This is a genomic window from Imperialibacter roseus (assembly GCF_032999765.1).
GTDB classification, from domain to species: domain Bacteria; phylum Bacteroidota; class Bacteroidia; order Cytophagales; family Cyclobacteriaceae; genus Imperialibacter; species Imperialibacter roseus.
This window is the reverse complement of record NZ_CP136051.1, coordinates 3,949,046-3,962,244: the sequence shown is the minus strand read 5'-3', so window position 1 is coordinate 3,962,244 and position 13,199 is coordinate 3,949,046. Positions and strand designations below refer to the sequence as shown.

The window sequence follows — 13,199 nt, the reverse complement described above, 5'->3', positions numbered from 1 at the left end:
GATCTTTAATTGTTCTACATTGGTTTTCCATAGGCAGCTTTAGTTTAGAGTAACAGTTCCGTTGCGGCGCTCAAGTTTCAGGTCAAACAGACCTGAGAGTGCCATTAAAATGACTTCAGGGTCAGGATTTTTGAATTTCCCTGTGTAATGCCGCTCAGCAATCCCTGGTTTTTTCAGTTTTATTCTCAGGCCATAATTGTCTTCCAGCACGTGAATAATTTCACCCACGGGGGTGTCTTCGAAAATGAGTTCATTTTCTTTCCAGGCGGTGGCAACATTCACTTTAGCTTGCTCCTTCGTTGGCGATTTCTGACCTGAGGTATATGTGATTTTTTCGCCGGGCAGCATGGTGATTGGCCCTACACTGTCGGTCTTCGTGAGCTTGATCTGTACCTGGCCCTCGGTAAGTACTACTTTTGTGCTAGCCCTTCTGGTGTTCACATTAAACTCCGTGCCCAGAACTTCTACCTCCAGGTCGGCTGTTTCAACGATGAACTTAATTTTGCCGCCGCCTGGCAAGGCACGCTTGCTTATTTTGAAAAAGGCTTCGCCGTCCAATTTTACCGTTCTGCGGTCGTCATCGAAGTGTTCGCTGTTATAGGTCAGGCTCGAGTTGGCATTCAGAGTCACCACCGATCCATCGGGCAGTTCAATCGTTTGGTTTTCGCCATATTTTGTGTGGAAAGACACAGTTGTGTCTCCTAGCAGGCTGCTGTAGCGTTGGCTGATTCCGAACGCAATTAGAATTAAGACAATAGAGGCGGCCATGTAGTACCATTTGGAGGAAATTGACCGCACCCGGGCACCCGTGGGTGTTGACGCCATTGTCTGCTCCTGATTATATATTTCAGACTCGGAGGCTTTTTCAATTTGAGCCCAAATGATTTCTAAGTCGGAGGTGGGCAATTGATAGTTTACCCTTGGAAGCTTTTTGAGGAATTGTTTGGCTTCTTCAACCAGCTCTTTCTTTTCGGGGTTCGCAGAAAGGTACTGCTTCCATTGCGCTTTTGCTTTGGGGTCGTTTTGAAGCACCCACTTTCTGAAGGAATTGTCTACGATTAGGTCTTCTACGGTATTAAAGGTAGGGTTCATAAATTTTCGCTTTATGACTACGTTTAATACTAAAAGGAGGCAGAAATGGAATCTCTACCTTTTTTGAGAAAAAAATTCTGATTTATCGGGTTGAGGGCGACAACAGCGTTTTTTAGGAAGATGTTTTGGCGTAGAATTAGGTTAGTTCAATGCAGACAAGCCAAGGAGGATGTGTATGAGGTGTAGAATCACCTGCTTAGGCACCAAAACTTTCCGCAGGGCCTTGATGGCTTTCCAGGTAATGGTGTACAGGTAGTTGGCGTCAATTTCCAAGATCTCAGCAACCTCGTCTCTGCTTAGGTTTTCAAAAAAAATTAATTGGATAACCTCTTGTTGTCTTTTAGGCAAGGATTGAACCGACTGAAGAAGCTTCTTTCGGCTCAATGCATTAACTTTTTCAACTGTTTCTGAAAATTCGAAGAATACCTCGGCACCATCTGTGTCTGAAAAATGCTCCTGGCTCGACATTTGGCGTGTAATCTTCTTTTCCTCATAAATAATTTTTCGCCGAAGTGCCTTGTACAGATAGTACCTGATTGAGGAGGTCTTGCCGAGGGTTGCGTGGTTTTTTAGCAGCTCTAAAAACAGGTCTTGAATGCAATCTTTGACCAAATCTTTGTTCTGCGTCACGTGCATGCCGTAGTTGAACAGGAGTTGGGCATAGGCGGAGTAGATTGATCTAAGCGCTGTTTTGTCTCCATACCGAACCAGCCGATCCCAAAGATTGGGTTCACCGCTATACTCGTTAATAGTGACGAACTGAGACATACTTTAGCTGGTTGAGGCAAGTGATTGCCTAGTAATACCGTTAACAGATATTAAATAGATGTAATATGCGCCGACTTGAGTTAATAGATCAGAAATATTTCGCTCTATCAGTTTGTGGGCGTTAACACCATTTTTAATCAATATTACTAAACCGAACAAATACCGACCAATAAAGTACGTTATGATAGTGTTATTTCATAGTGCTTTTTAGTTTTTCTAAAAGAAAATTAGAAATGTCTGGAATGCGAGGTTGGCGTTTTTTTAGCCTAAAAAGCAGAGCATGTTGTTACAAGCGACAAAAAATGACAGTTAAATTAAGAATAAGTCAATAATCCTGATGCTTTGGAACTTTCGAATATGGAGTAACAAAGCACTGTTGTGCTCTGAATCCATGTGATACGTAGCAGGCTTGATTTTGCTAATTGAAACGATGTATCCAGGGTTGGTTTGATGAGCAATCCGCTCAACTAATAGAAGTTTCTTCTACCAACTCTCTGTGGATGGCTTTGCCATCAAACCTCTTCAGTACTGCCCTGGCTCTTTCAGGAACGTAGGCTGTTTCGTAGTCATCTCCGGTAAAACTCTTGATGTTCTCGAGACTGTCGAAATACATGATCGTTGTAAATTCTGTTTCGCCATCCACAGGCCGTTTCATGACCTGCATCTTTCTGAAGCCGGGTAGATTCTTTGCCTTGATGCCAGGAATGACCTCATTAAGTAAAATGGTCTGGTAGGCCATTTCGTTTTCCGGGGTAGTCCAGCCATGCCAAATGCGGGCGATCATTATTTCATAAAAGTTAGGTTGTGTTCAGCTTTGAGCTTTTCCCTGAGATCAGCGATGAACTTTGGCCCCGGATCTGGCTTGTTGTGTGGTTTGTACGACTCATCTACCGCCAGAAACAGCTTGTAATGAGCCAGCGAGATGTCGTTGTATTCATGGTGACCTACCAAATATTCCAGACCAGGGTTTCTTTCCTTCAGCACCGCAATCAGCTTTACATTGCTCTCCAGCTGAGCAGGAGTGAGATCAGCTGCGTCTTTGGCAATGTTTTCGATACCAATGGAGACATGATTGAAGCCAATGGCGTGACGAGCAATTACGGTGTCGGGAACGAGCTTATAGATGCTGCCGTCTTTGTCAACGATGTAGTGAATGCCCACATTCATTTGACTAAACTTGCTGATGTTGGTTCGGCTCGATTCGATGGAATCTTTCTGAAAGTACTCCACGGTTTCTTCCAGTGTTGGAATGACAGTGAAGTGCACCAGTACAATTTTTGGGCTGTCCAGCTTGTAGCTCGCCACGCCATAGTTTTCCAAACAATACTGTTTTGTCAATTCCAGCTTAGTAGCGTTGAGGGTAGGGATGGTATCGACTGCGAAATCAACAGTACTCACGACTTTCTTTTCTTGCTGACCGGAGGCATTGTCACAATTCGAAAGCACCGAAATAAAAACCAGGAGTATGAAAAGCAGTGATGATCTGCTGTTGATCGAAAGAATTGTAGTTAAATAGTCATTCATTTTCGGAGGCCACTTTTTTGAATGAACAAGTTGTGAAAATCTATTGGATTTATAGAAAGACTGGGTTGAAATTCATTTTTCTTCCTAACGAGTTCATAGTCAATGTGCTTGTGCTAATAGGAAACCCACTATACTCCTTTGTTTGTATTTCTTATTCCCAAAAGAACCACTTAGTTTGCTCGGGTAATGAAGGCCCTTCTGAAAATGACTCTTTTGATTGTTGCGATGCTGATGACTGCGGCAAAGTTAGCGAGCCAGCCGATTGATGCAGCTATTTGCAAGGAAGATACATTTCCCTTTATTAACAGTTATATCGAAATATTCAAAGCGGATACTTTGCTGACAGTTGACTCGGTGTTGCAGCAAAGTGGTGGTTTCAAGCCAATGGGCAGTGAGCCGGTTATATTCTGGGGGTATGATCCATATTTTTATTGGTATAGATTCTCGATCGAAAACAAAGACCCGGTAAGCAAGTCGCTAATCTTTTTTATGGGGCAGCTTGGTATCAGAGACGCCGAACTCTTTCAAAATCACCAGGGCTCCCTAAAGTCACTTGGCCACACCGGCTATTCTCATCCTTTTGAGAGCCGACCTTATTTACATTCCCACTACCTCTATCCAATCACAATCCCGGCCAACTCCATCGACACTTTTTATCTTCGCTTAGATGAGAGCCATGCCTATAAGACGTTTGCATTCGCACTTTTTCACCCAAGAGCGATGAAAAAAAGAGAGAACAGATTCTACTTCTCCTTTGGCCTCATGATAGGGCTGTTGTTATTGTTTCTGATTTTTAACTTTTACCTGTTTTTAAATAACCGGGAAAAAATACACTTCTGGTACACCATATATATCACCGCACAAATATTTCTGCTCTTGAAGCATGAAGGTTTAGATCAGGAATTTCTTGGACTAGACTCTGAGCTCGGTTATAGGGCCACCTCTATGGCGAGTTCTGGAGCTATCGCTATTGTACTTCTTATGCACGTTGTCCAGTTGTTTATTGGAAGTATAGGGAAGAACGACTATGTGTTTAAGGGAGTATCTTTAGTGAAGTGGTTTCTACTGGCTATGACATTTGTGCAATGGCTTGTTTTTTTGGTGGAGCCTTCCAATGGTATTGAGGTTTTTGTTGTAAAGACCACCAACGCAACCACTTTTGTGGGGCTCGTGACAATACTTATCTATAGCACTTACGGCATATACAAAGGGTTTAAGCCCGGGTGGTTGATTCTGGCAGGACTGGGCATTTTCCTTTTCGGTGGCATTGAGCGAATCCTGTTCCTCACGTCAGACTCATATTTACTTCCTCCTTCTCTTTTTGAAATTGGGATAGTGGTTGAAACCATGGTCATTTCATTTGGCCTTATGTATCGCTACCAGAGGCACGAAAGTGAAAAGAACAAGATTGCGGCGCAGCTTCAAAAGCAGAAGGTAGTGCAGGTAAAAAGGATTATCAGTGCGCAGGAAGAAGAAAGAAAGCGAATCGCAGAAGATCTTCACGACGATTTGGGAAGTAACCTGGCTGTTATAAAACTCAATCTTCAGTCGCTGGAGTCAGACGAAGGGCAAAAATCCTCTCTTATGCAGTTGTTGGATGATACCTCAGCACATGTAAGGCAGGTTTCACACAATCTTATGCCACCGGAGTTTGCCAATACCAATCTCAAGGATGTTATAGCAGCCTACGTGCAGCATTTGAATGAAGATTCGAGAGTAAGCTTTGCTTTTTACCAAAAGGGAGGGAGCAAGTATTTTGGAAAAGATGAAGAGTTGATGATCTACAGGATCGTAATGGAGCTTACCAGCAACATCCCTAGGCATGCTGAAGCTAGTGAAGCAACTATTCAACTTTTCTACCACGACGAGTCCTTCGAGATGGTTGTGGAGGACAATGGAAAAGGCTTTTCCGACGGAGCGGGAAACGGAATCGGCCTGAAAAGCATACAGTCGAGGGTGCAGTACCTTCAGGGTGAGTTAGCCATTGACTCCAATAAGGCCGGAACTACGGTAATTGTTTCGATTCCACTTAAATCAAAACAAAATGACAGCTAAACTGAGAATCGTTATTGCTGATGATCATTTGTTGTTTATTGATGGTCTGAGGTTAATGCTAACAAAGGAGCCCGACCTGGAGGTGGTGGGCACCGCCACAGGCGGTAAACAGTTACAGTCGCTGTTGAGAGATACACAAGTGGACGTGGTATTAATGGATATCAACATGCCTGGCATCAACGGGCTTGAAGTGACAAGAGAAATCAATGCATGGAATCCTCATGTTAAGATCATAATGCTTTCCACCTACGGGGAGGACTATATGATACAGAAGGCTCGGGAATACGGCGCACGTGGTTACTTGCTTAAAACCAGCCCCAGAGAAAAGCTGGTGGAAGCAATAAGAAATGTTGCTTCCGGAGAAACGGTGTTCCCTTTACGGAAGCCAGACCACGCTGCCAGCTTCACTGAGGATGAAAGTTTTGTTAAGCAGTTTAATCTCACCAGAAGAGAAATGGATATTATTCAGCACATTAAGCAAGGAATGACCACAAAGGAAATGGCCGACCAGCTCAACCTGAGCCAGTTTACCATTAAGACCCACCGTAAAAACATTGCCTCTAAGCTTGGCTTGAAAAACTTTGCATCAATGATGAAGTTCATTATTGATTATGACATTTGATGCCAGTTAAAAACCAAATGGAGACATTTTTTTTTAATTTTTTCAAGGCAAAAAATACTCATAAAGGAGTATAGGTTAGGAGTGGCGAGATGGCCTTCTTTGTATGCCACTATTGCCGAACTCGTGAAGAAACTCATCTTGATTGCTACTGCTTTTCTTGTTGGTTGTATTTTTAGTATGGCACAACAATTTCTGTCGCATAATTTACTGGACTCCGGCAGGCTTGCCACCCTTCCTGAGGAAATAATTTTCCTTGATGCAGCCAGGGACAAGGATTTGATAGTTTCAGAAAGGACCATTGTTTCTCCTAGAACGCTAGTAATATTCGGAATTGTTAGAGTGCAAAAACCTTTCGGCAGACTTTATTGGCTTGGTATCCCTTAGTGATAAGGTAGTGATCAATCTGATACAAGTTTTAGTTGTATTGAATAATATAAATCGTTTATAAATCAACTTAATATGAAAACTGACAAGAAAAACATAATTAGGGCGGTAGCAGCTTCGATGCTTTTGCTTCCTTCCTGTGGCGGAGAGGAAAACGAAGACCCTGATCTACAAGCGGATCCAAAGGATCTTTTACTTGGTGAATGGGAAATCAGGTTGAAAGGAGATGACGTATATTCTGGAGAGTATGATTTACAAGGTACACGATATCAAATCAAGTGGGTATTTGAGGAGGGTGGAGGTATTGACCAGTGTTACAACTACCTCTATTCCGATCCTAATAAAACTGATGTAATTGATTGCGATGCTGGTTCATGGTTGTTTGCTGGCGCTGATAATACTATAACAATTTCCGGACTTGATGAAGATGGAGATTCTCGGCTAGTTATTAAGTCAATATCAGAAGACCTTCTTGAGGGAGATTTGTTTGACCTTAGCAGGGATGCGAACAACGAATTGTACGAGACAAGCGAAAAAGTTGTATTTGCGAAAATTAATTAGGAAGCATGACTTCCTTTTTTTTCTATGAGGCTAACCTGCCGAAAATTCTGTTCAATCAGAAAATTACGCTAGCCTTTACGACATATCAGGCAGGCAAAATTATTTTCCTAAGTTCTACCAACGGAGAAACACTAGTCAAATATGCTAAAAACTTTAAAAGGCCAATGGGTATTGCCTATGACCCTATCAATCAGAGGTTGGCTGTAGCCAGTAAAACCTCAATCGATTTGTTCTCTAATTCAAGTCCACTAGCCAGACATTTTCCCGAGTATCCGAATAAGCATGACCACTTGTTTATTCACCAATCGAGGTATCAAACAGGCTTTTTAGATACCCACGAGATAGAGTTTGGAAACGACCAACTTTGGGTAGTAAACACCATGTTTTCATGCATCTCTTCGGTTTCACCTTTTTATCATTTCAAAACTTATTGGAAACCTAGTTTCATTACAGATTTGATGCCTGAAGACAGGTGTCATCTGAATGGGCTTGAGTTAGAAAATGGAGAGCCAGCATTTGTGACATGTTTTGATGGAACGAATACGCCTTTTGGTTGGAAAAACAAAACATTGAGAACCGGCAAGCTCATTGACATCAGATCAAATAGAACTCTGCTGGATGAGTTGCCAATGCCCCATTCTCCTGTTCTGCTAAATGATAGAATCTACTTCCTGCTTTCTGGCACCGGCGAAGTAATGGAGTATAGCTTAAAAACGAGTAAAACGAGATGTATAATAAAGCTTAATAGCTTTTTGCGAGGGCTGGCTGCCTTCGGTAATTTTCTTTTTGTTGGTTGCTCCAAAATCAGGGACGATACTACTGTATTTAATGAATTGGAAATTAGCTCTAAGAGTAGCTTTTGTGGAATTTATGTTATCGATCTGCGAACGGGTATCAATGTGGCTGGAATAACCTATACCGACATTGTTAAGGAGATTTTTTCTGTTAAAGTCATTCCCAATTCTATTTCACCAGGATTGCTCACCGAACGAGATGAGTATCACGATAAATGCATTTTGGCAGAAGAAGACTTAAACTTTTGGATTAATAGAAGAGGTAGTCCGAATTCACTGTAGCCTATGACGTGGCATGTCTGTCTACTCAGGTATTTGAAGCAGGTGTCCTCGAATTATCCTCGCTAAATACTCCTTTGTGAGTATTGGCTGTTCCAGGCTAGCACCATTTCTTTATAGGTATCAAACCAAACAAAAATTTGCAGATGAAGTACTGGATCAAAAACAACCTTTCTATGCTGATTCTATCTTTGATAGTTATCGCCTGCGGTGGAAAAGAAGAAAATAATTATCAGCTAACAGTCAAAAACCCCTTTGTTTATGACATAGAGATACTGGCTACAGGGCCAGGCGCACCGGCAACCTATGGAAATGAATTGGTAGCGGCTGGAGAGGAAAAAACATATACGGGTACTTCTGGCGGTGAATTACGAATATCTGCTTACGAGAAAGGCGATTTGGATGATGGAACAGGTACAACTCTGGGTAAATCAGCCACTCTCGCAGCTGTTCCCGGCTCATCGTACATATGGGTAGCAGGCAATGCAAGCGTAAGTGATATATCTGAGAGTAATGCTTCTAAAGATTGTTTGGACGACCCAACCGCAAAGGAATATAAGGATAGAATCAACGGAGACCCGAATGGTTGTCAGCCTTGTGCAGCTTGCGCAGCGCTCGCCTGTGCCATTTATCTGGGGCATGCAGAGCTCATTGACCTCTATACAGCTACGGTTAAGCAAGAGGAGGCCTACTATGAGGTCAAAACATGCCCAGAACTTTATTGAAACTGACTGGTTATTTCCTAAAATACCCCCGCATCTTCTCCCCCGCCTTTTCCACTTCATAGGTCGGAGACAAGCTAGGCTTGCCTGGCATATTTTCGATGTGCAGTGTTTGCGTAGGGAAGGCGAAGTTAATTCCCAGGTGCTCTGCCAGCTTCATTATTTCCAGGTTGATTTCATGGCGGCCCTGTAACTCTTCCGACCAGGTGGGCACCTCAAAGAACATATAAAACATGATGTTCAGACTGGAAGGCCCAAACTCATTGAAGCTGACTTCTATGTAGTCCTTGCGAGTCATGGGGTGTGCTTTTACGATTTCCTTTAGTCCTTCCACGAAGGTTTCAACAAGTGGCGGCGGTGTGTCGTAAGTAATGCCCAGCTTGGTGTAATAGCGTCTGTACACTCTCAGCCCGTGGTTGTCGATCATGGCATCGGCAAGCTTGCCATTGGGCACGTAGGTGAGGGAGTTTCGAAAGGTTCGAATCCTCGTTGAGCGAAAGCCTACTTCTTCCACAGAGCCATCGATGTCGCCTGACGTGATCCAGTCACCGATCTGAAAGGGCTTGTCGATAAAGATCATCAGCGAGCCAAACAGGTTCTTGATGGTGTCCTGAGCGGCCAATGCAAAAGCCAATCCGCCAATGGAGAGGCCGGTTAACAGAGGAAGTATGGGTATATTGAGGTTGTCGAGGATGAAAAGGCCTCCAACCAACACGACAAAGATTTTTAAAGCTCTTCTTACCAGAGGCACCAGCTGATCGTCCAGCGTGCTTTTGGTTTTTAAAGCCAGGCGCTGCAGATACACGCAAAGGATTTCCACCAGGTGGTAGAACACCATCGTGCCGAAGAAGGGGAGGGCAGCCTTTACGCCCATTACCACATACTGCATAGTTCCTGGTGGCAACTGCAATACCGGAATGAAAATGAATAGCAGCAGGAATACCACAAACAGACTGACTGGCCTGGCTACGGGTAAAATATATTCATCGGCCAACCTTTCGTAGCCCGCCCGGAGCAGTGCCTGCATGATGATTTTTTCAAACAAAAAGGTCAGTAGCTTGTGAATGAGCACACAGCCGAGGATCAACACGAGAATTCCTACCAATTGCCAAACATGCAGACCCATGTATTTTTTTGTGCCGAGCTTCGGCAATAGGTTCAGCAGCTTGTCGGTGCCAAATGGAAAGACCTTTGCGTGGAGTTTGCCGATCTCTCTGACAGACTTCTCCGACAAAAGCCATTTGTCGTTGTACTTTTCCAGATAGATATTGGGGTATTCACTCACCAGCACATACCTGTTTTGCCTCGACACCGTATCTGTGTAATCAGGGTCGTTCGGCAAATCTTCGAGGTAGATAAAATGCCCTTCGCCATCCAGCACCTGCTTCAGTTGCACGACTATTTCCTGGGCCTCTTCATTGTTTCTCAGGGTCTGTTTGACAATGCCCGCCGCTAACTCCGGGTAGTAAGGGTCTTCCTGCAGATAGCGTAAAAAAGTGTAAATGCTTTGATAAGGAGTCTTAAACGAAACTGAATCCTGGATTGGGGCGTCGGCCGACTGAGCCGTTGTTGAAGAGTAAAGAAAAACACTGAGAACTATAAGAAAGAGCTTACGCATGATGCCTGGTTTCGAAATGAATGGGCAAAATTACACAATGTGACAAAAAATGCCTTAGAAAATGTCGATTTGAGGCATTTGTTAGTTCTCTTCTGGCAAAGAGGTTCTGATCCAGTTGCTAAGAATGAGGGCCATAATCACTGATTGGAGGAAGGTGACCCAGAAAAATCGCTCATGCACCAGGGGAGCAAATTGGTTTTGCATATAAAGCATCCCTTCCAAACTGCCCGGAGATATGCCCGGGCTGGCGAGGAATCCGACAATAAAATAAAACCCAATGATAGCGATGAATCTTCTTTTTCGGCCCCAGCGCTGCAACGTTCTGCTGATGGAAAAAAAGACGATGCCTATCAAAAATCCCCTGACCAACTCAATCGGGAAAAGTTTTTGCCCTATCAAGGCCCACTCTTCTGGTTCGCCGGGAGTAGCCAGGTAGCCTTTGAGCGGTGAGGCCTCGTTGTTGTAAAGGTCACGAAGGAGAAAATAATAGCCTGCGGTTGCGGCAACTGCGTAGGAGACAAGATGGGCAACGACAGTTTTTCCAACAAAAATGGCCTGCGATTTCAAGGGTTGTGGAGTCATAATAAGGTCAATTCAGTTTGGATTGAATTTGTTCCACTGTAACCGGAGAAGTCTTAATATGCAAATCTCTCTGAGGAAATGGGATTTCGATACCGTGTTCTGTAAACTTCTTAAATATTTCAAAATAGAGCTCGCTTTTCAGCACCCTGGGTTTTTCAATGTGTGTAGACGTCCAAACGCCAAGGTAGAAGTTTAAGGAGTTGTCGCCAAATTCATCAAACATGACAGAGGAAGGAGGGCTCTTGAGCACGTGCTCATTTTTGTCTGCTACTTCCAAAAGAATCTTTTTCACCTTCTCCGGGTCTTCTTTATAACTCACCCCCACGGGAAACAGAAACCTCACATTTCTGTCGGAATGGCTCCAGTTGATGACGGTGCCTGAAATGAACTCTGAATTGGGCACAATCACAGAAATATTGTCGTTTGTGATGATAGTAGTAGCTCTGGCATTGATGCTGATGACGTCGCCGGCTATATCACCTACTTCTATTCTGTCGCCTACCTTGATGGGCCTTTCAAAAAGAATGATGAGGCCTGAGATAAAGTTGTTGGTGATGTTTTGCAAGCCAAAACCGATACCAACACCCAGCGCACCGGCCAAAATACTCAGCGAGCTAAGGTCGATGCCTGCCGACTGAAAGATGACGATAAAGCCGATTACAAGGATGCCAAACCTTACCAGAGTAGCCACCGACTGAAGCATGCCCTTCTCCATGGCGGTATTTTTGAGCAGCTTGTTAACGACTAGTCTCATCAGCCATCTGCTGGCAAAGACAAGGATAGAAGCCGAAACCACGAGATAGAAAATATGTCCCAGGTCTATTTCGCTATCGCCAAAGGAGAACAGCGGTGTTTGTAACAATTCGTTGAAACTTGCCCACCAACCTTTGATACTTTCTCCCACATCGTCCACTTTTTCCATGGTTTAAATTGTCTATTTCCAGGGAATTAACAAAGAAGAATCCCCGTAGCTGAGAAATCTATAGTCGCTTGCCAGTGCCTCATTATATACCTTGCGCCAGTCATCGCCAACAAAAGCCGCAACGAGGAGTATCAATGTAGAATTAGGTTGATGGAAGTTGGTAATCAGTCCATTGACCACCCTAAATTGATAACCAGGAAATATGAAAATTTCTGTTGTGCCCGTCAATTCATCAACACCCAACGCATCCATTCTGTTTAATATATTCATGATGCTTTCTTTTGGCGAAGGTAACGAAGCCTGTTGCTCATATGGCAAGAGCTTGGGTATTTTGAATTCAGCGACCGAATTGCGACCGAGCATTGTGCCATACCAGTAAGTGCTTTCAAGGGTTCGCATGGAAGTCGTGCCGACGGCGACGTTGAATCTGCCTGGGGTTAAAAGCTGCTCCAGGTTTTCCCGCTTGATAATGATTTGCTCCGAATGCATCGCATGCTCCTCAGCTGTGGCTGTTTTTATAGGCTGAAAGGTGCCGGCACTGACGTGAAGAGTTAGGAAATTTGTAGCAACTCCTTTGTCACGTAGTTGTTGTATGACTTCACCGGTAAAATGAAGGCCCGCCGTGGGAGCTGCCACGGCACCATCCTTCTTGCTGTAAACAGTCTGGTAAGTTTTTTTGTCGTTCTCTATTGCTTCACGATGCAGATACGGCGGCAGTGGAGTTTTGCCTATAGCGTCCACCACATCTACAAAACGGGCAGCCGACTTATTCCAGCTTAGTTGCACTTCGTTGGTGCCCAGCCGTTTTACCTCAACTTTCAGTGTGGCTCCTTCGAGTTCGATGTTTCTTTCAAGGACACCTTCTTTCCAGCGTTTGGCATTGCCGATCATGCATTTCCAAACCACGGGGCTCCTGGCCTCCATGGCTACGGAAATAACAGGCGATGGCAAAATGGGTTGAAGCAGGAAGATTTCAATCAATGCCCCCGTATACTTCTGAAAGGCAAGCCGGGCGGGAATAACTTTCGTGTTGTTGAAATAGAGTGAAGTGTTTTCAGGAAGCAGGCTCGGGATACTTTTAAACCGCAGGTGCTCAATGGTGCCTTTGTTGTAAAAAAGTAGCTTTGATGCCGATCTGTCTTCCAGAGGAAATTTGGCTATTCTTTCGTCTGGTAGATCATAAGTATATTCGGAAACGTTAATTTGAGGAGGCATTGACCTTTTTTGGCAAAAATAGCCCAAATATGGCCATAGTCAGTAACAAAAAGCCACATAA

14 protein-coding genes are annotated in these 13,199 nt (G+C 43.9%); 6 read left to right on the top strand and 8 right to left on the bottom strand.

Annotated features, from left to right (window positions below; all coding sequences use genetic code 11):
• Positions 1-39 precede the first annotated feature (39 nt).
• The 4 genes from RT717_RS16610 to RT717_RS16595 form a co-directional block, all read right to left on the bottom strand.
• Positions 40-1,092, bottom strand: a complete 1,053-nt coding sequence (locus tag RT717_RS16610) for a FecR family protein (RefSeq protein ID WP_317487505.1) — start codon at positions 1,090-1,092, stop codon at positions 40-42.
• 141 nt (positions 1,093-1,233) lie between these two features.
• Positions 1,234-1,860 (bottom strand): RNA polymerase sigma factor, encoded by a 627-nt coding sequence (locus RT717_RS16605; protein ID WP_317487504.1) that lies wholly within the window; start codon positions 1,858-1,860, stop codon positions 1,234-1,236.
• Positions 1,861-2,323: 463 nt separating this feature from the next.
• The gene (locus RT717_RS16600; protein ID WP_317487503.1) at positions 2,324-2,644 is read right to left on the bottom strand and encodes a hypothetical protein; all 321 of its coding nucleotides are present in this window, start codon (positions 2,642-2,644) and stop codon (positions 2,324-2,326) included.
• Positions 2,644-3,384, bottom strand: a complete 741-nt coding sequence (locus RT717_RS16595) for an N-acetylmuramoyl-L-alanine amidase (protein ID WP_317487502.1) — start codon at positions 3,382-3,384, stop codon at positions 2,644-2,646. The genes RT717_RS16600 and RT717_RS16595 overlap by 1 nt, the downstream gene beginning before the upstream one ends.
• A gap of 186 nt (positions 3,385-3,570) precedes the next feature.
• On the opposite strand from RT717_RS16595, the gene RT717_RS16590 reads away from it, so the two are divergent.
• The 6 genes from RT717_RS16590 to RT717_RS16565 all read left to right on the top strand — a co-directional run bounded on the left by RT717_RS16590 (position 3,571) and on the right by RT717_RS16565 (position 8,804).
• The gene (locus tag RT717_RS16590) at positions 3,571-5,439 is read left to right on the top strand and encodes a sensor histidine kinase (protein WP_317487501.1); all 1,869 of its coding nucleotides are present in this window, start codon (positions 3,571-3,573) and stop codon (positions 5,437-5,439) included.
• Positions 5,429-6,061 carry a response regulator transcription factor gene (locus RT717_RS16585; protein ID WP_317487500.1) on the top strand — a complete coding sequence of 211 codons (633 nt, stop codon included), beginning with the start codon at positions 5,429-5,431 and terminating at the stop codon, positions 6,059-6,061. The genes RT717_RS16590 and RT717_RS16585 overlap by 11 nt, the downstream gene beginning before the upstream one ends.
• Before the next feature lie 123 nt (positions 6,062-6,184).
• On the top strand, positions 6,185-6,445 hold the full coding sequence (locus tag RT717_RS16580; RefSeq protein WP_317487499.1) for a hypothetical protein: 261 nt from the start codon (positions 6,185-6,187) through the stop codon (positions 6,443-6,445).
• Positions 6,446-6,520: 75 nt separating this feature from the next.
• On the top strand, positions 6,521-7,006 hold the full coding sequence (locus tag RT717_RS16575; protein WP_317487498.1) for a hypothetical protein: 486 nt from the start codon (positions 6,521-6,523) through the stop codon (positions 7,004-7,006).
• 5 nt (positions 7,007-7,011) lie between these two features.
• The gene (locus RT717_RS16570) at positions 7,012-8,082 is read left to right on the top strand and encodes a TIGR03032 family protein (RefSeq protein WP_317487497.1); all 1,071 of its coding nucleotides are present in this window, start codon (positions 7,012-7,014) and stop codon (positions 8,080-8,082) included.
• 143 nt (positions 8,083-8,225) lie between these two features.
• A complete protein-coding gene (locus tag RT717_RS16565) occupies positions 8,226-8,804 on the top strand; it encodes a hypothetical protein (protein WP_317487496.1) in 579 nt (192 codons plus the stop codon).
• Between the two features lie 10 nt (positions 8,805-8,814).
• Here RT717_RS16565 and RT717_RS16560 read toward each other — a convergent pair whose 3' ends face one another.
• From RT717_RS16560 to RT717_RS16545, 4 genes are all read right to left on the bottom strand, one after another.
• Positions 8,815-10,419, bottom strand: a complete 1,605-nt coding sequence (locus RT717_RS16560; RefSeq protein ID WP_317487495.1) for a mechanosensitive ion channel family protein — start codon at positions 10,417-10,419, stop codon at positions 8,815-8,817.
• A gap of 81 nt (positions 10,420-10,500) precedes the next feature.
• Positions 10,501-11,001 carry a hypothetical protein gene (locus RT717_RS16555; protein ID WP_317487494.1) on the bottom strand — a complete coding sequence of 167 codons (501 nt, stop codon included), beginning with the start codon at positions 10,999-11,001 and terminating at the stop codon, positions 10,501-10,503.
• Between the two features lie 7 nt (positions 11,002-11,008).
• Positions 11,009-11,923: a mechanosensitive ion channel family protein gene (locus RT717_RS16550; protein ID WP_317487493.1), complete on the bottom strand. Its 915-nt coding sequence runs from the start codon at positions 11,921-11,923 to the stop codon at positions 11,009-11,011.
• A gap of 12 nt (positions 11,924-11,935) precedes the next feature.
• Positions 11,936-13,138, bottom strand: coding sequence for an S-adenosylmethionine:tRNA ribosyltransferase-isomerase (locus tag RT717_RS16545; RefSeq protein WP_317487492.1), 1,203 nt, complete (start codon positions 13,136-13,138; stop codon positions 11,936-11,938).
• Positions 13,139-13,199: the final 61 nt, after the last annotated feature.